The sequence below is a fragment of the Actinoplanes hulinensis genome, from assembly GCF_019429605.1.
Lineage (GTDB): Bacteria > Actinomycetota > Actinomycetes > Mycobacteriales > Micromonosporaceae > Actinoplanes > Actinoplanes campanulatus.
Genome location: NZ_JAHXZI010000002.1, coordinates 501467 through 522540, shown reverse-complemented (window position 1 = coordinate 522540; position 21074 = coordinate 501467). Strand labels below are relative to the sequence as shown.

Annotated in this window: 15 protein-coding genes; 3 read left to right on the top strand and 12 right to left on the bottom strand. The window is 71.8% G+C overall.

From position 1 onward, the window contains the following. Positions 1-57 precede the first annotated feature (57 nt). Positions 58-909 carry a spermidine synthase gene (locus KZ829_RS06105; protein ID WP_220142826.1) on the top strand — a complete coding sequence of 284 codons (852 nt, stop codon included), beginning with the start codon at positions 58-60 and terminating at the stop codon, positions 907-909. 160 nt (positions 910-1069) lie between these two features. Beyond that, positions 1070-1918, top strand: a complete 849-nt coding sequence (locus KZ829_RS06100; RefSeq protein ID WP_220142825.1) for a translation initiation factor 2 — start codon at positions 1070-1072, stop codon at positions 1916-1918. On the opposite strand, the gene KZ829_RS06095 is transcribed toward KZ829_RS06100, so the two are convergent. After that, positions 1907-3121 (bottom strand): TerC family protein, encoded by a 1215-nt coding sequence (locus KZ829_RS06095; RefSeq protein WP_220142824.1) that lies wholly within the window; start codon positions 3119-3121, stop codon positions 1907-1909. The two genes, KZ829_RS06100 and KZ829_RS06095, sit on opposite strands and share 12 nt — an antisense overlap. A gap of 9 nt (positions 3122-3130) precedes the next feature. Next, complete coding sequence (locus tag KZ829_RS06090) at positions 3131-3886, bottom strand: pentapeptide repeat-containing protein (protein WP_220142823.1); 756 nt, start codon at positions 3884-3886, stop codon at positions 3131-3133. A gap of 311 nt (positions 3887-4197) precedes the next feature. On the opposite strand from KZ829_RS06090, the gene KZ829_RS06085 reads away from it, so the two are divergent. Next, entirely contained in the window at positions 4198-5502 is a 1305-nt protein-coding gene (locus tag KZ829_RS06085) for a lamin tail domain-containing protein (protein WP_246635081.1), read from the top strand. Positions 5503-5572: 70 nt separating this feature from the next. Here KZ829_RS06085 and KZ829_RS06080 read toward each other — a convergent pair whose 3' ends face one another. The 10 genes from KZ829_RS06080 to KZ829_RS06035 form a co-directional block, all read right to left on the bottom strand. After that, entirely contained in the window at positions 5573-8740 is a 3168-nt protein-coding gene (locus KZ829_RS06080; protein ID WP_220142822.1) for a non-ribosomal peptide synthetase, read from the bottom strand. Between the two features lie 85 nt (positions 8741-8825). After that, complete coding sequence (locus KZ829_RS06075; protein WP_229794459.1) at positions 8826-9098, bottom strand: hypothetical protein; 273 nt, start codon at positions 9096-9098, stop codon at positions 8826-8828. 8 nt (positions 9099-9106) lie between these two features. Further along, complete coding sequence (locus KZ829_RS06070) at positions 9107-9436, bottom strand: ArsR/SmtB family transcription factor (protein WP_183216992.1); 330 nt, start codon at positions 9434-9436, stop codon at positions 9107-9109. A gap of 96 nt (positions 9437-9532) precedes the next feature. After that, positions 9533-15202: a non-ribosomal peptide synthetase gene (locus KZ829_RS06065; protein WP_220142821.1), complete on the bottom strand. Its 5670-nt coding sequence runs from the start codon at positions 15200-15202 to the stop codon at positions 9533-9535. Next, entirely contained in the window at positions 15199-15477 is a 279-nt protein-coding gene (locus KZ829_RS06060; protein ID WP_220142820.1) for an MbtH family protein, read from the bottom strand. Before KZ829_RS06060 ends, KZ829_RS06065 begins: the two co-directional genes overlap by 4 nt. Beyond that, positions 15474-16241: a thioesterase II family protein gene (locus tag KZ829_RS06055; RefSeq protein WP_220142819.1), complete on the bottom strand. Its 768-nt coding sequence runs from the start codon at positions 16239-16241 to the stop codon at positions 15474-15476. Before KZ829_RS06055 ends, KZ829_RS06060 begins: the two co-directional genes overlap by 4 nt. A gap of 108 nt (positions 16242-16349) precedes the next feature. Next, entirely contained in the window at positions 16350-16976 is a 627-nt protein-coding gene (locus tag KZ829_RS06050; protein ID WP_246635079.1) for a DUF4097 family beta strand repeat-containing protein, read from the bottom strand. A 2-nt stretch (positions 16977-16978) separates the two neighbouring features. Next, positions 16979-19252, bottom strand: coding sequence for an MMPL family transporter (locus KZ829_RS06045; protein WP_220142817.1), 2274 nt, complete (start codon positions 19250-19252; stop codon positions 16979-16981). A gap of 39 nt (positions 19253-19291) precedes the next feature. Beyond that, the gene (locus KZ829_RS06040) at positions 19292-19555 is read right to left on the bottom strand and encodes a hypothetical protein (RefSeq protein ID WP_188119711.1); all 264 of its coding nucleotides are present in this window, start codon (positions 19553-19555) and stop codon (positions 19292-19294) included. Positions 19556-19770: 215 nt separating this feature from the next. Continuing rightward, a complete protein-coding gene (locus tag KZ829_RS06035; protein WP_220142816.1) occupies positions 19771-21018 on the bottom strand; it encodes an MFS transporter in 1248 nt (415 codons plus the stop codon). Positions 21019-21074 lie beyond the last annotated feature (56 nt).

Sequence of the window (21074 nt, the reverse complement as noted above, 5' to 3'; positions counted from 1 at the left end):
TGGGACCTGTGGGTTCCCCGCGCCGCGCTACCCACCTGCTACCGGGATACTTGCCCGATGGCACAGCGCAGGGCGTCGCGACGGCGAGTGGAGACGGTCGCCTCCGGGGTCGCCGAACTGGTCCCCGACCCGGACCGGGACACCGCGTGGACCCTGCTGCTGGACGGCGCCCCGCAGTCGCACGTCGACCTGGCCGACCCCACCCACCTGCAGTTCGAGTACATCCGGCGGATGGCGGCCGCGATCGATCTGGCGGCCCCGGCGGGCCGCCCGCTGCGGGTGCTGCACCTGGGCGGCGGCGCGCTGACGTTGCCGCGCTACGTGGCCGCCACCCGGCCCGGTTCGGCGCAGCGGGTCGTGGAGATCGACGGGCCGCTGGTCGAGCTGGTCCGCTCGGCGCTGCCCCTGCCGTCCTCGGCCAACATCCGGGTCCGGATCGCGGACGCCCGGGCCGCCGTGGAGGGGATGCGCGACTCCGGCTACGACCTGATCGTCCTGGACGTCTTCGCGGGCGCCCGCACACCCGCCCATCTCGCCTCGGCCGAGTTCGCCGGCGAACTGGCGCGGATCCTGGACCCGGCCGGCCGGCTGGTCGCCAACGTGGCCGACGGCCCGCGGCTGCGGTTCGCCCGCGGCCAGGTGGCCACGATCCGGGCCGCGCTGCCGGAGGCCTGCCTGGTGGCCGACGCCGGGGTGCTGCGCGGGCGGCGCTTCGGCAATCTCGTGGTGGTCGCCGGGCGTACCCCGCCGCCGGTCGCCGAGCTGTCCCGGCGCGCCGCGGGGGACTGGTTCCCGGGCCGGGTGGAGACGGATCTGGACCGGTTCGCGGCCGGAGCGGCACCCGTTCCGGACTCCGCGGCGGTAGCCTCTCCTCTGCCACCGGAAGGTCTTTTCGGTAACCGAAAGTGACTACCGCGAGGCCGAAGGTGCACCAATGATCACCGTGTTGTGTCGAATTCTCGAGATCGGGTGTGATTCACGCCCGGCCACTGGCAACACCGGCGGTAGCCGGTTGTAATCGATGTTGCCGCGAGATCCTGATCGCGGCGACCACCGGGGGAAGGCGAGCATGTACCACCAGCACTTCCTGTCCGCCACCGGCACGGACCTCGGACCGCTCGACAGCGGTGAGCGGGTGCTGTGGCGCGGCCGCTGCGCCGTCGCCGAGTACGCGTTCGACGAGGCCTCGTCGCTGCCCCGGTGGACGCTTCCGGAGGAGACCGACGTCATCGTCACGGATCGCCGGGTGCGGTACGTGCACCTGGCCGACGGAACGCAGAGTAGTGGCGAGCTGTTCTGGCTCTGGCCGCAGCACCTGCGTGTGCAGCCCGGCAACCGGGAGAGCGGCCGCAACGCCACGGTCACCCAGATCCAGCTCGTCTGCGTCGGCCCGGCCGGCACCCATCCGGCGCTGATCTTCGCGGGCGGCGACCTGGCGACGGTCGGCGACGCGGACCGGCTCGCCAACCTGCTGCGGAAGACCATCGCCCACTTCCGGGTGGAGAACGCCAACCTGATCGGCGTCCCGGCGCCGCAGGTGCGGATGCTGTCCCGCCTGGCGATCGGCCCCGAGTTCAGCAACTTCCAGGGCGGCGAGGGGCAGACCGTGACGGTGCTCGGCTCGGTGCCGGTGCCCGCCCCGGAGCTTCCCGAGCCGGAGCCGGAGCCGGTCCACCTGGACGACGCCCCGGTCTCCGCGCCCCGCGCGTACGCCGATCGCCCCGGCCGGGAGGCCGACGCGCTCCGCGCGGAGGAGGCGATGCGGGCCGAGCGGGACTCCCGCAGCGCCGAGCCGGATCTGGCGTCGCGCGCGGCCAGCCTGGCGGCCCGGGTGGCCAACCTGGTCTCGGAGGCTCCCGACGGCGGGCAGACGAACCTCTCCGCCTACCTCGACGGGGACTACCGCTCAGGTCGCTGACGGGGCGAAGCAGTGCCCCGCGGCGACCCGCTCGTCGTGCTGCCGGTGCGCCCGCTGGAGCAGGTCCATGAGTTCGGCCTGTTCCCGGACCCGGGCCTGGTGCCGCTCCGGCAGCCGCTTGAGATTTTCCTCCTCGGCCAGCAGCCGGTGGTAGATCTCGTCGCAGTAGGCCGGATCGGTCTCGACGTCGAGGAACTCGGTGGCGTGCCGGCGGGCGGCGGCCACCGAGGTGCGGGCCCGGCCCTTGGGGCTGAGCAACGAGGCGATCACGGTGATCAGCAGGACGCCGACGATGATGCCGAGCGACACGGCGGTCGGGATCTCGACCACGTCGACCGGCTCGCCGCCGTTGATGAACGACACGTTGTTCTCGTGCAGGGCGTGCAGCACCAGTTTCACGCCGATCAGCGCGAGGATCGCGGCCAGCCCGTAGGACAGGTAGACCAGCCGGTCCAGCAGCCCGTCGATCAGGAAGTACAGCTGCCGCAGCCCGAGCAGGGAGAAGGCGGTGGCGGTGAAGACCAGGTAGACGTTCTGGGTGAGGCCGAAGATGGCCGGGATCGAGTCCAGCGCGAAGAGAATGTCGGTGCCGCCGATCGCCACCATGACCAGCAGCATCGGGGTGAGCACCCGCTTGCCGTCCTGGTAGGTGAAGAGCTTGTCCCCGTCGTACGTCTCCGAGGTGTGCAGGAACCGGCGGGCCAGCCGGATCACGATGTTGTTCGGCGGCTCGCCCTCGCCGTCGTGCTTCTCCCTCAGCAGGTTTCCGGCGGTGACCAGCAGGATCAGGCCGAACAGGTAGAAGATCCAGGCGAACGAGTTGATCAGCGCGGCGCCGAGCAGGATGAACCCGGTCCGGGCCAGCAGCGAGACCACGATCCCGAAGAGCAGCACCTTCTGCTGGTCCGCCCGGGGCACCTTGAAACTGCCCAGCAGCAGCAGGAAGACGAACAGGTTGTCGACCGAGAGCGCCTCCTCGGTGACGTATCCCGCGAAGTACTCGGCGCCCATCGTGGAGCCGCCGAACACCCACACCCCGACCCCGAACAGAATGGCGACGGAGACGTAGACGGAGGTCCACAGTGCGGCCTCACGCAGCCGGGGCACGTGCGCCTTGCGGACGTGAAAGAAGAAGTCGAACAGCAGGAGACCGACGATGCCGAGGACGGTCAGAACCCACACCACGCCGGACACCTGCTGCATCCACCCATCCTAGAGTCGATCGTCGTCCGTCACTGCGGCTCGCAACTGTGACGAGGTCAGGAAGAGAGCCCCGTTCAGATTCGCGCCGCGCAGATCCGTACCCCGCATGTCGGCCCCGGTGAAATCGGCCCGGCGCAGGTCGGCGTCGCGTAGATCGGCGCCGATGAGAAGCGCGCCGCGGAAACTGGCGCCACGCAGATCGGCGCCGCGCATGCGGCGACCGATCAGGCGGGCGCCGCTGTGGTCCGGCCCCCGACGGCTCGCCCGGGCCATTTCACTCGCTCTGCGCAGAAGCGGAACAACCTTTCCCCGGTACGCGTCCACGTCCATTTCTCGCAATTCGGCCGGCGACCGGCCCGCCATCGCATCGGTCTCGTCGAGAACGGCTCGCAGTTCGGGGTGCAGCTTCCGCGTCTCGGCCAGTTCCAGCGCCTCGGTGAGGTACCACATCAATTCGTGCAACTGACGCATCACCGGCAGCACCGCGAACATGTCCCCGGCGATTCCCGGGGTGGACCGCCAGTCCCGCCCGCCGAACGTCTCCTGGGTTATGCGCTGACCCGCGCCGAAGCAGTCGAACACCACGCAGCCGTGGAAGCCGCGCTGTTCCAGGCGCTCGTGAATGGTGCAGCGGAAGTCGTCGCCCAGGTTGCGGCAGGGCTGCCCGGCCGGCTTGTCGATGGCGAAATCCGAGGAGCGGGCGAAGGCCGGGGCGACACAACAGAGCGCAGCGCACCGTGCACAATCAGCAGTCAAGTCAGTCATGTCATCCGATTCATAGAACTGCGGGTTTCGCGCACCGGGCAGTTATCGGCGAAATCGGGCGGCTGACTGAAATCGCCCAATATCACCGTGGCCGGTACCTCCGTCACTTTACCGACAGCGGTTCATCGGGCCGTTTACCTGCGCTTTTGATCACTGCGTGCCTTGTGGGACCACATGCGGGTAGCACCAGCGGGTAGGGTGCCCAGGCGGGATGAACGATAACCATGCGCATCGATTATCGATAGCGTCAACGTTCAATGCCGGAGCGGGCGCTCTGGGTGCTGCCCTCACCACGGAGGATCTCTAACGACATGCAAAGACGACCGAAAACGATTCTCGGCAGCGTCGCCGCCGGTGCGCTGGCCGCCACCGCGGCGGTGTTCGGCGTCAACCCGGCGTCGGCCGCGGCCGCGCCGACCTTCGAAATCGTTCCGCTGCGGACCGGCTTCGGCCCGACCACGTTGAGCGGCACGGCGGACCCGGGCGACACCGTCCGCCTCTACGAGTGGGCGTACGTGTGGGGCTACAACTGGACCCAGGCGCAGCTCGCCGAAAGGCCGGCGACCGACTACGTCAACGGCGGTTACGTCACCACGACGGCGAACTCCAGCGGCCGCTGGAGCATCAACCGCGACATGGACTCCGGCCACGTCTTCATGGTCGGCACCGAGGACGGCTACTCGCAGATCCGCAAGGGCCCTGTCCGGGTCAAGGCCGACCTGACGGTCACCGCGAGCGGAAGCACGGTGAATTACCACGTCAACGCCGATCCGGCCCAGCCGGGCCTGCCGGTGAGGGTCCAGCGTTACTCCTCGTCCGGCGGCTGGACGACGGTGGCCTCCGGCCCGACCGTCGAGGTGACGATCAACAACCAGAAGTACGCCATCTTCGAGGGCTCGGTCGCGGACCAGCCGTCCGGCGTCTCGTACTACCGGGCATTCCTCGAGGGTGACGACAAGGACTGGGCGGACCAGGACAACTACGTCGTCGCCAACTACTCGGAGAACCAGCCGGCCGGCAGTGGCAGCAGCAACGGGGTGCCGCCGGGCAACCCGTTGCCGGCACCGGTGTACGACACCGGTGTGGTGACGACGCCGCCGACCACCCCGCCGACGACGCCGCCCACCACCCCGCCCACCACCCCGCCGACCACCCCGCCCACGACGCCGCCCACGACGCCGCCGACGACGCCGCCCACCACGACGCCGACCAAGCCGCCGGCGACGACCCCGGCCGGCCCCGCGGTGGGTTCGATCCAGTTCACCCGGATCCAGTACAACGCTCCCGGCGTGGACAAGAAGACCAACAAGAGCATCAACGGCGAGTACTTCCGCCTCACGAACAAGACCAAGAGCACCGTCAACCTCAAGGGCTGGATCGTGCGGGACGCCGCCGGGAACCTCTACCGGTTCACCGCGAACTACTACCTGGGCGCGGGCAAGAACGTCTACGTCCGCACCGGTAAGGGCTCGAACACCTCGTCCACCCGCTACTGGGGCAAGACCAAGCACGTGTGGAACAACGGCGGCGACGTCGCCTACGTGCGCACCAGCGCCGACAAGACGATCGACACCTGCAAGTGGACCAAGCCGGGCAACGGCTACACCAACTGCTGATCGGTCGTAGCGACACGACGACGGCCCTCCGGGAGCAACCCGGAGGGCCGTTTCGTCTCTGGAGGAGGGGTCAGTCCTCGGCGAGGGCCGAGACCAGAGCCGCCAGGTCGTCATCGTCCAGCGCGAGGAGATCCTCGGCGGAGGGCTCGGCGGCGGTCTCCGGGCCGGCCGGCACCGCCTTCTCGGCGATCCGCTCGACCGTGTGCAGGGTCAGCACGTCGCCCACGCTGATCTGCCAGCCGGCGCTGCGCGACCGGGTGACCACCTGGATCGCCCGGATGCTGTCGCCGCCCAGGTCGAAGAACGAGTCGGAGGCGCCGACCCGGGTGACCGACAGCGCCTCGGCGAAGGCGGTGGCCAGCGCCCGCTCGGCGGCGCCGGACGCCTCCCGGCCCACGGTCACGGTGACCTCGGGGTCGGGCAGGGCCTTGCGGTCCACCTTCCCGTTGGCGTTGAGCGGCAGCGCCGGCAGGACCATGACGACGGCGGGGATCATGAAGTCCGGCATGGTGTCGCGCAGGCCCTCGCGGACCGCGGCCGGCTCCGGGGTGTGTCCCTCGGCGCCCACCACGTAGGCCACCAGCCGCTTCACGCCCGGGGCGGTCTCCTGGGCGGTGGCGTACGCCTGCGAGATCTCCGGCAGCCGGGTGAGCGCCGCCTCCACCTCGCCCAGCTCGATCCGGAAGCCACGGATCTTCACCTGCTGGTCGCCGCGGCCCACGTACTCGATCACGCCGTCCTCACGCCAGCGGACGATGTCGCCGGTGCGGTACAGCCGCGAGCCGGGCGGGCCGAACGGCGAGGCCACGAACCGCTCGGCGGTGACTGCCGGCCGGTTCAGGTAGCCGCGGGCGTTCGCCCATCCGGCCAGGTAGAGCTCGCCGGAGACACCGGCCGGCACCGGGCGCAGGTCCGGGCCGAGCACGTACACCCGCGTGGCGTCCAACGGCGTTCCGATCGGCGGCACCCCGTCGACCTCGTCCACCGGCATGAGCGTGGCGAACGTGGTGGTCTCGGTCGGCCCGTACGCGTTGACCAGGCTCGTGCCGGGGCAGGCCGCCCGGACCGCCCGCATCGCCTCACCGGACGCCGCCTCGCCACCGGTGAGCACCGTGCGCAGCCCGGCGAACGCCGCCGCCCGGGTGCCGGCGATCAGGTTGAACAGCGAGGTGGTGAGGAAGGCCGCGGTCACGCCGTGCGCCTGGACCAGGCGGGCCACCTCGTCGGTGGTGAGCTGCCCGGGCGGGGCCACCACGATCCGGCCGCCGATGAGCAGGGGGACCCAGATCTCGTACGTCGACGCGTCGAAGGCGTGCGAGGAGTGCATCAGGACCCGCTCGTGGTCGCCGTCGCGCCACCGCCCGTGCGACGCGAAGGCCAGCACGTTGCCGTGGGTGATGGCGACGCCCTTGGGTCGCCCGGTGGATCCCGAGGTGTACATGATGTAGGCCAGCCGGTCCGGGTCGCCGGGCAGCGACGGGGTGACGGCCGGGGCCGGCGCGTCCAGGTCGGCGGCCGACACGGAGAGCACCTCGACCGGGAGCCCGGCGGGCGCGTCGGTGAGCAGCAGGCGGACCCCGGCGTCGGCCAGCATCGCCTCCTGCCGGGCGGGCGGATCGGTGGGCCGCAGCGGGAGGTAGGCCCCGCCGGCCTTGATGATGGCCAGCGTGGTCAGCACGACCAGCGCCGAGCGCTCGGCCAGGATGGCCACCGGCTCCTCGGCCCGGATCCCCCGGTTCACCAGCCGGGTGGCGAGCGCGTCGGCGGCGGCGTCCAGCCGCGCGTACGTGATCTCCCGGGTCCCGTCGGCCACGGCGACCGCCTCCGGGGTGAGCGCCGCCTGGCGGGCGAAGGCGGTGGCCAGGTCGCCCCGCGGAGCGGCGGCCGGCGACCCGTTCCACTCGATCAGCATCCGGCGCCGCTCGTCCGCGGTGGTCAGCTCGAACAGGCCCACGGCGGCGTCCGGCAGGGCCGTCACGGCCAGCAGGAACCGCTGGTAGAGACCCTGGACCGTGGCGAGGTCGTCACGCGACCAGCGGTCCGGGTTGCCGTCCACGTCGAGCCGCCAGCCGCTGCCGTCACCCCGGTCGTAGAAGCCGAGCGACAGGTCGTCGACCGGCCCGAGGGAGAGGTTGTGGGTGACCGTGGGAATCCCGGCGAGCGTCACCTGGTAGTCGAACGCCATCACGTTGACGACCGTGCCCCAGCCGGTGCCGGCGGTGCGCTCCGGCTGCCAGTCCTCGAAGCGGCACCGCTGGTGGCGCAGCGCCTGCCGCAGCTCGCCGGAGACCCGGGGTACGAGCTCGCGCAGGGTGTCGCCCGGGTTCACCTCGACGCGCAGCGGCACGACGTTGGAGGACAGGTTCGGGGTGGCCCGCAGCAGCTTGCTGGTCCGGCCGGTGACCGGCACGCCGAGGACCACGTCGGTACGCCCGGTGCACCGGTGCAGGAATGCCGCGGTGGCGGCGATCAGCAGGACCGGCCAGCGGGTCCGCAGTTCGCGGGCCACCTCGGCGATGGCGCCGGTCTGCCCCGGGGTGACGTGGCCGGAACGGCGCAGGTGCACGGCGCCCGGGTCGGGTGCGGCCGGACCGCGGGTGGCCCAGTGGTCGCTGAGCTTGACCGGGCTGGCCGAGCCCGCGTGCTCACGCCAGAACCGCAGGTCCTCCTGGAAGTCGGGGCCCTCGCGGTATTCGATGTCGGCGGCCAGCGTCTCGGCGAGCGGCCCGGCGACCGGCGGCGCGCCGTCGACCGGTTCCCCGGTCACGATCTCGGTGTAGTAGACGCCGATCTTGCGGAACAGCAGCGAGGCCGCGTAGCCGTCGCAGGCGATGTGGTGCCCGCGGGCGTAGTACAGGAAGCGCCGGTCGGCGACCCGCAGCAGCGCGAAGGTGAACAGGCCCCCGGCCTCCAGGTCGATCCGCTGGTCCATGTCCGCCTGGACGAACCGCCGGGCGGCGGCCTCCGGGTCCGGTGCGGCGCGCAGGTCGACGCGGCTGATCCCGGCACGCGCGTCGTTGATGATCAGGCGGAGTTCGCCCTGGTCGTCGCGGCGGACCGCGATCGCCTTGAAGGTGGGCGCCTCCTCCAGGACGCGGGACCAGGCCTGTTCGAAGGCGTCCTGGTCCAGCTCGCCGTCCACCTCGGTTAACTCGGCGATGTTGTAGGCGTGCCCGGTCGGGTCGAGTTCGTGCCCGAGCCAGATGCCCATCTGCCCGGCTGACAAAGGTAGCTGCATAGGTCTCTCATCTCACGACAGTGGAGCCCTGGATACGGGGGAATCGCAGGGCTCCACTGTGTCGATGAGGCCTATATTTCTGGTGTCACCCGACCTCGCGCATCATCTTCTCCATCGCCGAGGTGGCCTCCCGCACCTGCAGGAGCTCGGCGACGGTCCGCCGCTGCAACTCGGCATTTTCCTCCAGCAGCCGGGCGCATTTCTCGGCGAGCTCCTGGTACTGCTTCTCCCGGGCCGCGGCCAGGCGCGCCCGCCAGGTGGCGGCGACCTGCCACACGATCACGATGAGCACCGCGAAGATCCCGGCGGCAGCCAGCACGCCCACCCAGTCGTCGCTCGTGGAACCCAACGCACTCACCATCGCCTTCACTTCTCGTCGCCATCGCCGCGCCGGTCGTCACTCAGCGTCTTCACCGCCTCCGCCACCGACTCCGGTGTCAGATGCAGCGCGAACGGTGTGACCTCGAAGAACTTCATCGCCTTGCCATCCGCGGACAGCTCGAGGCTCCCCTCGATGAGACCCGCGGCCTCCAGCCGGGCGAGGTGCATGTGCAGGAGCGGCCGGCTCATGCCCAGGCGCCCCGCCAACCGGCTGACATAGTCACGCTCGACGGAGAGCAGCCCCACGATCCTGAGACGGTGCTGATTGCTCAGCGCCGTCAGCATTTTCAGCAGGTCATCCCCTGTGACATCCATCCGCGTGAACCTCATTTCCGGCGCATGGAGAGCCTTTCACACGCGCGGAGAGGTGTCAACAAGTCATGACAGGTGTCAGCAAATTCTGTCACGTGATCAGTAGCCTCCCCACTGCGCCACGACCGTATCCCGCTCCGCCGCGCTGAGCAGGTCGATCTCGCGCACCGGCCGATCCAGGCCGTCGGCCAGGGTCTCCAGCGCCAGCATCATCCGGTCCAGGTGCGCCTCGGTCTCGGCGAGCGTGACCAGATCGGGCCGGTAGCCGAGACGTACGGTGAGCCCGTCGTCCGGGCCGGGCACCGCGACCAGGCGCAGCGGATAGTGCGTGGCGTCGTCCAGACCGAGCCCGGTGACCCGGATGCCGGCGCCGTCCTCATCGGCCAGTGACTCCACGTCGAAGGGGTAGTTGACCAGCATCGTCGTGGTGTCGAAGAGCTGGGTGCAGTTGGTCAGCCGGTGGATCCGGCCCAGCCCGAGGTGCTGGTGGTCGAGCAGTTCGGTCTGCTCGTCCTGGAACGCCGTCAGCGCCTGCCCGACGGTCCGTCCGGAGTCGAGCCGCACCCGCACCGGCACGGTGTTCACGAACAGGCCGATCATCCGGTCGGCGCCGGGCAGGTCGGCCGGGCGGCCGGAGACTGTGGTGCCGAACACCACGTCCTCCCGGCCGGTGATCCGGGCCAGCACCAGACCCCAGGCGAACTCGACCGCGGTGTTGAGCGTGACGCCCAGCGGGTGGACCGTGTCGAGCAGCCGGCGGACGACCGTGCCGGGCAGTTCCCGCATGGTCTGCCGCTGAGCGGTGACCGCCGCGCCCGGGGTCTCCGGGGCGACGAGCAACGGGCCGGGCAGTCCGTGCAGGTTCCCGGCCCAGGCCCGTTCGGCCACGCCGGTGTCCCGGGTGGACAGCCACTCGGCGTGCGCGCGATGGGCGGGCGCGACGGTGTGCGCGTACGCCTCCGGGTCGGTCCACAACCGGCGCAACTCGTCCACCAGGATCGGCATCGACCAGCCGTCGAGCGCGATGTGATGGCCGGTGACCGCCAGCCGCCACGCGTCCGGGCCGAGCCGCATCAGGGCCAGCCGCAGCAGCGGCGGCGAGTCCGGGTCGAAGCCGCCGCGCTCGGCGGCGGCCAGCCGGTCGGCCGCGGCCTCCCGCTCCTCGGCGGGCAGCACGCCGAGGTCGGTCTCCCGCCACGGCAGCACCCCGGCGGGCCGGACGACCTGGACCGCGGCGCCGCTGTCGAGCTGGTGGAAGCCGGTACGCAGGGCCGAGTGCCGGTCGATCAGCGCCTGACCGGCCGCCCGGATCCGGGCCGGGTCCACGTTCCCGGTGAGGTCGAGCCGCACCTGCGTGGTGTAGACGTCGGTGCCGCCGTCGCGCGCCTCCGCGGCGTGGAACAGGAAACCCTCCTGGAGCGGGCTCAGCGCGAGGACGTCGGCGAGATCCGGTACGCGGGACTCCAGCGCCGTGACCTCCGCCTGGGACAACCCGGCCAGCGGCAGGTCGGAGGGGGTACGCCCGCCCGGTACCGCCGGGTCGGCCAGTGCGGCCAGGCCGGTCAGCTCGTCGCGCCACCGCTCGGCGGGCACCCGGTACCCGGCCGCAGTGATCCACCGGGCGCGCAGGGTGGTCCCCCGCTCCCCCGGGCGCGCCTGGACGTGCACCTCGGTGCGGTAGCCCAGCGGCATGCCCGGGTCGGTGCCGGAGGGCAGTGCCTCGGTGGTGACCAGCGGCCACGCGCCGGGGACAGCCCCGCCGACGGCGCCGAGGTAGTTGAACAGCACCGCCGCCGGACCGGTGGCGGCGCCGGACCGCACCTGCTCCTTCACCCGCATCAGGGCGGCCCGCCGGTCGGCGCCCGCACCCTCCGCGAGGACCGGGCGCACGCTGGTCAGCCAGCCGACCGTACGGGACAGGTCGGCGTCCGTGTCGCGGCCGTGCCCCTCCACGTCGATCGGCCCGCCGGGTCCGGGCAGGGCCCGGGACAGCGCGGTGATCAGCAGGTCGTCGAGCCGGGCGTGGAACTTCTCCGCCACCCGTTCGAGCCGCTCGACCACGTCGGCGGGCACGGTGATCTCGTCGTGCCGGGCGTCGCCGGCCACACCGTAGGTGGTGCTCCGCACGTCGCCGGCCGCCTGGCCGACGGCCCAGGTGCGGTAGGAGACCGGCACCGGGTCCAGGGTGGGTGACCCGCCCCCGGTGCGGGCGGCGGCCGCGGCGGCCAGGTCGGGCAGCAGCACCTGCCAGGAGACGGCGTCGACGACCAGGTGATGCGCGCAGAGCACGAGGCGGCCGGCGCTCACCCGTACGCCCAGAAGGTTTTGACCTTGAACGGGGTCGAGACGGCGGGCGGCGAACTCGGCCGCGTCGTGTGCCGACGTCTCCTCCCCCGGCGCGGGCAGCAGGATCTCCGCGTCGTCGCCGGGCGGCGGGATCTCGAAGCCGTCGTTCCCGGGCAGCAGACGCGCCCGCAGCACCGGGTGGTGACGCACGACGTCGCGCAGCGCGGCGGCGAGCGTGGCGTCGTCCAGCCCGGCCGGTGTCTCGACCACGACGGCCTGGTGGAAGCCACGGAACTCACCGCCCCGGGCCACCAGCGACGACCCGAGCGGCGGCAGGGGCGCGCGGCCGATCGCGGCGTCCGCGCTCTCCACGATGACCGCGTCGGCGGGCCGGGCGACCGCGGCCAGCGCGGCCGCCGTACGCAGCCGGAACACGTCCTTGGCCGTGACGATCCAGCCGGCCTGCCGGGCCAGCGACACCACCCGCATCGCGAGGATGCTGTCGCCGCCCAGGTCGAAGAAGCTGTCCGAGACGCCGGCCCGCTCCTGGCCCAGCACCGCGGCGAAGGCGTCGGCGAACGCCGCCTCGGCCGCCGACCGCGGCTCGTCACCCCCGGTACGCCCGAGGACGGGCGTCTCCGGGGCGGGCAGCGCGTCGCGGTCGACCTTGCCGTTCGGGGTTACCGGGAACGCGTCCAGCAGCACCAGCGAGGCCGGGACCATGTGCGCGGGCAGCGTTCCGGCCACCGACTCCAGCAGGCCGGCCGGATCCGGGGCGGTTCCCGGCTCTCCGATCACGTAGGCCACCAGCCGCTGCACGCCGGGACGGTCCTCGCGGACCAGCACCAGCGACTGCGAGACGTCCGGGCAGGCGGCGAACGCGGCCTCGATCTCGCCCGGCTCGATCCGCTGCCCGTGCAGTTTGACCTGGTGGTCGCTGCGGCCCAGGTACTCCAGGGCGCCGTCGGGACGCCAGCGGACCAGGTCGCCGGTGCGGTACATGCGCTCGCCCGGCAGGCCGTACGGGCAGGCCACGAACCGTTCCGCGGTGAGCCCGGCCCGGCCCAGATAGCCGTGCGCCAGGCCCACCCCGGCCAGGTACAGCTCGCCGACCACACCGGGCGGGACCGGGCGCAGGCGGCGGTCCAGGGCGTACACCTGGATGTTGGTGATCGGCGAGCCGATCGGCACGGTCACCGCGCCCGCTTCGGGACGGCACTCCCAGGCGGTCACGTCGACCGACGCCTCGGTGGGGCCGTACAGGTTGTGCAGCTCCACCCCGGGCAGCAGCTCGGCGAACCGGCGTTCCAGGTCGACCGGCAGGGCCTCGCCGCTACAGATCACCCGGCGCAGCCCGGTGCAGCCGGCGGCGGCCGGCTCCCGGAGGAACTCGCCGAGCATCGACGGCACGAAGTGCACCGTGGTGATCCGCTCGTCGCGGATCAGCGCGGCCAGGTAGGCCGGGTCGCGGTGCCCCTCCGGACGGGCGATGACCAGGGTCGCGCCGACCAGGCAGGGCCAGAAGAACTCCCACACCGACACGTCGAAACCGGCCGGCGTCTTCTGCGCGACCGGCTCGCCGGGGCGCAGACCGTACCGCTCCTGCATCCACACGAGACGGTTGACGATGCCGCGGTGCGGGACGGCCACACCCTTCGGGCGGCCGGTCGATCCGGAGGTGAAGATGACGTACGCGGTGTCGTCCGGGCCGGCGGGGCGCCGCTCGGCCGTGGTGAGCCGGTGGGCGGGAACCCCGGTCAGGTCGAACGTGGTGTCCTCGGTCAGGACACAGACCGGGTCGCCGTCCTCGATCATCTGGGCGATCCGGGCGGGCGGGTAGTCGGGGTCGATCGGCAGGTAGGCGGCGCCCGTCTTGAGCACCGCGTACAGCGCCACGACCAGGTCGAACGAGCGGGGCAGGGCGACACCGACCAGGCGACCGGTCGCGGCGCCCTCGGCGATCAGCCGCCGGGCCAGGCGATTCGCCCGCTCATCCAGTTCACGGTACGTGAGAGCCGCGCCCTCGAAACGCAGGGCGACGGCATCCGGGGTCCGGTCCGCCTGCTCCTCGAACCGGGAGATCAGCGTGCCGCCGGGCACCTCCGCCGCGGTGTCGTTCCACCGGTACAGGACGTCGGCGCGCTCCCCGGCACTGAGCGGATCGAGGTCGTCGACGGCGACGTCCGGGTTCGCGGCGACCGCGGTCAGCAGCCGGGCGAGCCGGTCCAGCAGGGCCGCCGCCTCGTCCGCCGGGACCACGTCCGGGCGGTGGCCGAGCCGCATCTCCAGCCCGTCGCCCGCGGTGACCGCCAGGCGCAGCGGGTAGTGGGTGCTGTCCTCGATCCGGTAGCCGGTGACGCGTACGCCGGCCGCGGTCAGCGGCGCGGTGACCGCCTCGTGGTCGAGCGGGAAGTTCTGGAACACCGTCGTCGTGTCGAACAGCGCCGGATGCCCGGCGGCCCGCTGGATGGCGGCGAGCGGGGTGTGGTGGTGCTCGATCAGCTCCGCCTGGGTGGTCTGGAGCCGGGCCAGGCAGCTCGCGGCGGTCTCCCCCGCCTCCGGGCGCAGGCGGACCGGCACCGTGTTCAGCAGCAGGCCGACGATCCGGTCGCTGCCGGGCAGCAGCGGTGGGCGGCCGGAGACGGTGGTGCCGAACACCACGTCGCCCGAGTCCAGCACCCGGGACAGCAGCACGCCCCAGCCGAACTGGATCACGGTGCTCAGGGTCCAGCCGTAACGGCGGCCCTGCTCGGCCAGGCGGTCGGCGATCTCCGCGGGCAGCACGGCACGGACCTCGTGCTGCATGATCGCGGGCAGCTCGGCGGCCTGCGGCGCGTACCGGGTAGGCGTCTCGAGGCCGGCGAGCGCCCCGGTCCACGCCTGTTCGGCGGGCTCGATGGGCCGGGCGCGCAGCCAGGCCAGGAAGTCGCGGAACTGGGGCGCCGGCGGCAGCGTCGCGTCCCGCCCGGCGTAGAGGGTGAACAGCTCGCCCAGCGCCACCGGCACCGACCAGCCGTCCCACAGCAGGTGGTGCACGGTGAGGACCAGCCGGTGGCGGCCGGGGGCGAGGCGGAGCAGGGCGAACCGCAGCAGCGGCGGCCGGTGCGGGGAGAACCCGGCCGCCCGCTCGGCTCCGGCGATCCGGGCGGCCTCGTCCTCGCGGGACGCGGTGGGCGTACCGGTCAGGTCGTGCTCGCTCCAGGCCGCCGGCACCTCGCGGTGGATGAGCTGCACCGGCCGTTTGAGCCCACGATGGTGGAAGGCCGCGCGCAGCGCGCCGTGCCGGGCGATCAGCCGGTCGGCGGCCGACCGCAGGCGGGCCGGGTCGAGGTCGCCGTCGAGGTCGAGCCGCAGCTGGGTGGCGTAGACGTCGACCCCGGCCCCGTCGTCCTGCTCCTGGACCGCGTGCAGCAGAAGGCCCTCCTGGAGCGGGGTGAGCGGCAGCGCCGACTCGATGCCGTCGGGAAGCTTGGCCGCGCTCATGCCGCCACCTCCGCTTCGCTCCGGTGTCGGCATGCGAGGGATGCTGAGCTCGATGATTCGCTCGCGAGCTCGCTCATTGGCGAGGCCTCCCGCGGGCGCAGATCGGTCCAGTTGCGCTCCACATAGCGGACGCACTCCTCGCGCGCGGACTCGGCGAGCGCGACGCTCCAGCCCGCCGGCACGGTGACCGTGGCCGGCCACAGCGAGTGCTGGTCGTGCTCATTGGTGAGCACCAGGAACCGGGCCTCGGTGTCGTCGAACGGGTTGACACTCATGCCGAAACCTCCGCGGCGAGCTTCTCGGTGATCAGCCGCGCCAGCGCGCCCGGCGCGGTCTCGGTGTAGAAGTGGCCGCCCTGGACGGCGCGGACCTCGCATCCGGCGACCGTGTGCCGGGCCCACTCGGTGGCGTGGTCGACCGTGAAGGACGCGTCGATGTCCCCGGCGATGGCGGTGATCGGGCAGGTCAGCGGGGCGCCCGGGGCGTACCGGTAATCCGCGATCAGCCGGAAGTCACCGCGCAGGATCGGCATGGCCAGCTCCCGCAGCTCGGCGTCGGCGAGCAGCTGGGCGCCCGCGCCGCCGAGCGAGTCGACGTAGCGCAGCACCGACGCGTCGTCCGGGAAGGTCAGGGCCTTGCTGTTGTCGTGGTGCGGGGCCCGGCGGGCGGAGGCGAACAGGCGCCGCAGCGCGTTCGGCCGCCGGGAGCGCAGGCGGCGGGCCGTCTCGAAGGCGACCGTGGCGCCCATGCTGTGGCCGAAGAAGGCGGCCGGGCGGTCGAGGCGCTCCAGCATGGCGCCGGTGATCTCGTCGACCAGCTCGGCGAGGGTACGGGGCATCGGCTCGCCGTACCGGTCCTGCCGGCCCGGGTACTGCACCGCGACCAGCTCGATGTCGGGCGGGAGCAGCGTGGCCAGCTGATGGAACGAGCTGGCGGCGCCACCCGCGTGCGGGAAACAGAAGAGGGTCAACCGTGCGGCGGGCCGAGGCGCTATCACCCGGAAGCAGTCACGCGCCGCTACGTGCTTGGCAACAGTCATGGCGTGCAGACTCTCTGCTCGTGGCCGGAACGGCCGGGTCCCGGACGGCGACGACCGTCCGGGACCACACTGTGCCTCGCCTATCTATATTTATTGTGTTTCGCCCGGTCAGCTGGTCACGGTGACGTTGCCGCCGCCGGACTTCGCCTTGATCTTGTTCGCCGAGCCGGGGACCTCCTGCACCGACACCTCGCGGTTGCCGCCGTCGGTCTTGGCGTCCACCTCGTACGGCCCGGCCGGCACCTTGATCGTGACGTTGCCGCCCGCGCTCGTCGCGTCGACCAGGGTCGCCGCCGTGGAGTACTCCAGCTTGACGTCACCGCCCGACGTGTCGACCGTGGCGTTCGCGCCGAGGCCGTTGCCGGTGATGTCGCCACCCGCGGTCTTGATCTGCACGACCGTGCCCTTGGGCAGCTCGATCTTGTAGTTGACGTGGCAGTTGTCGCCGCCGCAGCCCTCGTCGACCAGCTTGAGCGTGTCGCCGTCGACGCTGTGCGAGGTCTCCGGCTTGGTGTCCGAGTAGTTCAGGTCCTCGGTGACCTTCACCGAGGAGGTGTCCGAGGCGGTGAGGGTGACGTTGCCGCCGCGGGCGTCCAGCGAGATGGTGCTCACCTTGTCGCTGATGTCGTACGTGTTCCCGGCGCTCTGGTCGGATCCGCTCGCGTTCGGGTCGCACCCGGCCGCCAGCAGCGCGCACATCGCGATCGCCAGCGTGCTCACGCCTGCCTTGGTCATCTTCATCGGGTTCCTTCCTCGGTGGCGCCCACCTGGCTGAGGACCTTGACGTCCTCGCCGGGCTCGATCGTGTTCTCTGTGGTCGGCTCGGGCTCGGCGACCGGGGCGGGCCGGCCGCGCAGGGCCCAGGCCCGGTCTCCGAGCAGCGACAGCGATGCGGGGAGCAGCACGCCCCGGACGATCGTCGCGTCGATCAGGATGGCGACCGCCATGCCGACGCCGAGCATCTTGTACTCGATGCCGGAGAGCGTCGCGAAGATCGCGAAGACCGCGATCATGACGACCGCCGCGCTGGTCACCACGCCGGCGCTGCTGCCGACGCCGTGGACGACCGCGTCCTTGGCGGACTCGCCGCGGGCCCAGCGCTCCCGGACCCGGCTCAGGATGAAGACGTGGTAGTCCATGCTCAGTCCGAAGAGGATCACGAACATGAACAGTGGCAGCCAGTTGACGACTCCGCCGAAGGAGGAGAAGCCGAGCAGCCCGGCGAGGTTGCCGTTCTGGAAGCCGAGGACCACGATGCCGATCGCCGCGCCGATCGCGAGCAGGTTGAGCACCATCGACACCGCGGCGACCAGCGGCGCCCGGAACGCGACGACCAGCACGATGAACGACAGGACCAGGACGAAGCCGATCACCCAGATCGTCCGCGTCTCCAGCACCGTGGCGAAGTCGTGCAGGCCGGCGGTGCGGCCGCCCACCGCGTACTCCAGGCCGGAGGTGTTCGCGAACGCCTGCGGCAGCACGTCCTCGCGCAGGGTGCGCAGCGCCTCGACCGAGGTGTCGTCGGTGCCGCCGCCGGCGAGCGGGACCTTGATGCTCAGCACGTCCCCGACCGGGTTGGCCGAGATCTGGTCGCCGAGCAGGTCGCTCGTGGCCGCCTGCCGGCGCAGCTCCTCGACGGCCTGGTCGGCCGCGCCGGTGGTGGCGCCGGCGCCCCGGACCACCACCTGCGCCGGGTCGGCGCCGCCGGGGAACGCCTGCTGGAGCCGGACACCGGCGTCGACCGCCGGGATGCTGCGCGGCAGCGAGTCGAGCTGCCCGGGCTCGCTGAGCTTCATGCCGAAGGCCGGGAGGGCGAGCGCCACCAGCGCGATCAGGGCGATGCCGCCGAAGACGACCGGGTGGCGGGTCACGCCGCCGGCGATCGCCGACCAGCCGCGGGAGGTGGTCGCCGTGGTCCTGGAACGGCCGAGGAACGGCAGCCGGAGCGCGTCGACCCGCCGGCCGAGCAGGCTGAGCATCGCCGGCAGCACGGTGACCGAACCGAGCACCGCCAGGCTCACCACGATGATCGTGCCGATGGCCATGCCGTTGAACGTGTCGATCTGGGCCAGGAAGAGGCCGGCCAGCGACAGCACCACGGTGATGCCGGAGACGACCACGGCGTGCCCCGAGGTCCGGGCGCTGATCTTGAGTGCTTCGGCCGCGTCCTTACCGGCGGCCCGTTCCTCCCGCTCACGGCGGAGGTAGAACAGCGAGTAGTCGACGCCGACCGCCATGCCGATCAGCAGCACCACCGACGACACCGTGCTGTTGGCCGGGATGACCGTGCCGACCAGGCCGAGGACGCCGAGACCGGCGAGCACCGCGGTGGCGGCGAGGAACAGCGGGACGGCGGCGGCGATCAGCGCGCCGAAGACGACCACCAGGATGATCAGGGTGACCGGCAGGGAGAGCAGCTCGGCCTGGGCCAGGTCCTCGTCGGCGGCCTTGTCGACCGCGGAGGTCAATGAGATGTCACCGGCCATCGCGACGCGGGCGTCCGGGTGCGCGGCCTGGACCGCCTCGACCTCGGTCCGGATCTTCGCGAAGTGCTTGTCCGCCTCCGCCCCGGGGCCCGGGATGGTGAAGCTGACCAGGCCGGACTTCCCGTCCTCGGAGACCAGCACAGCGCGCGTCCGCTCGTTGTCGAGCGGCGTCACGATCTCGGTGGTGGCACCGGGCAGCGCCCTGATCCGGTCGCTCAGGTCCTTGGCGGTGCTCTCCAGCTCGGCGCTGCCGAGGAACGGCTTGTCCCGGCCCGGCGCCTCGATGAGCACGTTCTCGGTGTACGACGAGGTGACCTTCTGCTCGCGGATCATGCTCTGAGCGCGACCGGCCTCACCGGCGTCGGTGGTCTTGGCGCCCGATCCCGCCGCGTCGCCGAGCAGCACCGCCACGGCGACCAGGAGGATCCAGCCCACGATGACCTTCTTGGGATGGCGGGCGGACCAGCCCACCATCCGCTCCAACAGGGGACCCTTCGCCGTCGTCGACGACGCCTTCCGTGACATGACTGTCCTTCCTGGATCAGCTGAGAGGGGGGAGGGGTTTCACTTCAGCTCGCGCATCATCTGCTCCATCGAGACCACCGACTCGCGTACGCCGGTGAGTTCGCCGGCCACCCGCCGCCGCAGCTCGTCGTGCTCGAGGACCAGCTCGGCGTACCGCTGACTGAGCTCGCGGTAGTGGTCGTCGTCCCGCTGGGCGACGATGCGGGCCCGCCAGGTGGCGGCGACCTGAGTGATGATCAGGACCAGGACCAGGACGATTCCCACCACTGCCAACACGCTGGTGAGGTCGTTGCCGTAGCTCATGTGGCCATCCCCTTCTCGCGGCCTGCTGACGTGATCTGGACCCCCGGCCCGGCTTGCCTCGAAGTGATCCTAAGTGGATTTTTCGGGCGGACCGGCCCCGTCCGGGGTGATCAAACGGGTTCTAGGGGGACCCCTATCAGCAGGGCACTTCATGTGTAAGAAAAAACTTACAGGAGGGCCTGGCACCTGTCAAAGAAAACTGACATGTGTTTGTCTCACTCGACGGGTGGGCGGCGGATCGACGGCACACAGAGCGCCAGGAGGGCCAGCACAGCCATGCCGGCGGCCGTGATCAGAGCGGCCCGGGACGTACCGGCGGCGCTCAGCAGGACCCCGCCGAGCAGCGCGCCGACCGAGTTCAGACCCGATCCGATCAGCGCGAACACACTAGTCACCCGGCCCTGCATGACGTCCGGGGTGACCCGGATCTGGTAGGTCGCGGCGGCCACGTTGAGCAGCGCGCCCAGCGCCGCCATGCCGCCCATCAGCGCGCCCAGTCCGGCCGGAAGGGTGGTGACGGCGACCAGGGCGATCAGGACGGCCCACAGCCCCAGGACGCCGATCAGGATGGCCTGGACCGGCACCCGCCGCATCACCCGGGCGGCGCCCAGCGCGCCGAGCAGCCCGCCCAGGCCGCCGAGCAGACCGAGCAGACCGACCATGTACGGCGGATGCCCGCCCTCCCGGATGATCAGCACGAGGGTCAGGTTGATCACCTGGAACGCCAGGTTGCTGCCGCCGACCAGCAGGATCGCCGACCGCATGAACCGGTGCCGCCACACCCAGGCGAACCCCTCGGCGATCTCGGCGGTCAGCATCCGCCGTGGCTTGACCCGCTCGTCCTGGAGGTCGCGGCGCACGGTCAGCAGCGTCATGAAGGCGACCAGGTGGGTGACGGTGGCGAAGGCGAACGGCAGCCACCGGGACAAGGAGTACAGGGCGGTTCCGGCGGGCTGCCCGATGAGGCCGGTGGACTGGCCGCGGGCCTCGTTCTGGGACAGTGCGGCGCCCAGGTGCGTGGGGTGCACGACGTGGCGTACCGAGGCGCGCTCGGCCAGCCGGTAGACGATCACGGCGGTGCCGTCCAGGAAGGCGACCAGCATGACGTGCGGCAGCCACACCTCACCGAACAGCAGCGCCACCACCAGGCTCGCCATGCCGGAGAACCCCACGGCATCACAGATCAGCATGGCCCGGCGGCGGTTCCACCGGTCGACGAGCGCGCCGGCCGGCAGCACGAACAGCAGTTGCGGCAGCAGGGTCGCGAACGCCACCAGCGCGGCGTCGGCCGGCGTGCCGCCACCCCACAGGATCATCAGGGGGTACGCGGCGACCGCCACCCGGGTCCCGAGCAGCGAGGCGCCGGCGCCCACCCAGAGCATCCGGAAGTCCCGGTTACGGCGCAGTGGCGGCACCGGGGCCGGCGCCTCGGCGCCCGGTGTGATGTGCGAGGTCGCGGTCATTGGCAAGCTCCGGAAATGGGAATGGCCGGCCGGCTCGATGGGCGAGCCGGCCGGCC

Bases quoted from the DNA above. Each gene is read 5' to 3' on its own strand.
- KZ829_RS06105 (WP_220142826.1), top strand. From the start codon at position 58: ATGGCACAGCGCAGGGCGTCGCGACGGCGAGTGGAGACGGTCGCCTCC.
- KZ829_RS06100 (WP_220142825.1), top strand. From the start codon at position 1,070: ATGTACCACCAGCACTTCCTGTCCGCCACCGGCACGGACCTCGGACCG.
- KZ829_RS06095 (WP_220142824.1), bottom strand. From the start codon at position 3,121: ATGCAGCAGGTGTCCGGCGTGGTGTGGGTTCTGACCGTCCTCGGCATC.
- KZ829_RS06090 (WP_220142823.1), bottom strand. From the start codon at position 3,886: ATGACTGACTTGACTGCTGATTGTGCACGGTGCGCTGCGCTCTGTTGT.
- KZ829_RS06085 (WP_246635081.1), top strand. From the start codon at position 4,198: ATGCAAAGACGACCGAAAACGATTCTCGGCAGCGTCGCCGCCGGTGCG.
- KZ829_RS06080 (WP_220142822.1), bottom strand. From the start codon at position 8,740: ATGCAGCTACCTTTGTCAGCCGGGCAGATGGGCATCTGGCTCGGGCAC.
- KZ829_RS06070 (WP_183216992.1), bottom strand. From the start codon at position 9,436: ATGGATGTCACAGGGGATGACCTGCTGAAAATGCTGACGGCGCTGAGC.
- KZ829_RS06065 (WP_220142821.1), bottom strand. From the start codon at position 15,202: ATGAGCGCGGCCAAGCTTCCCGACGGCATCGAGTCGGCGCTGCCGCTC.
- KZ829_RS06060 (WP_220142820.1), bottom strand. From the start codon at position 15,477: ATGAGTGTCAACCCGTTCGACGACACCGAGGCCCGGTTCCTGGTGCTC.
- KZ829_RS06055 (WP_220142819.1), bottom strand. From the start codon at position 16,241: ATGACTGTTGCCAAGCACGTAGCGGCGCGTGACTGCTTCCGGGTGATA.
- KZ829_RS06050 (WP_246635079.1), bottom strand. From the start codon at position 16,976: ATGACCAAGGCAGGCGTGAGCACGCTGGCGATCGCGATGTGCGCGCTG.
- KZ829_RS06045 (WP_220142817.1), bottom strand. From the start codon at position 19,252: ATGTCACGGAAGGCGTCGTCGACGACGGCGAAGGGTCCCCTGTTGGAG.
- KZ829_RS06040 (WP_188119711.1), bottom strand. From the start codon at position 19,555: ATGAGCTACGGCAACGACCTCACCAGCGTGTTGGCAGTGGTGGGAATC.
- KZ829_RS06035 (WP_220142816.1), bottom strand. From the start codon at position 21,018: ATGACCGCGACCTCGCACATCACACCGGGCGCCGAGGCGCCGGCCCCG.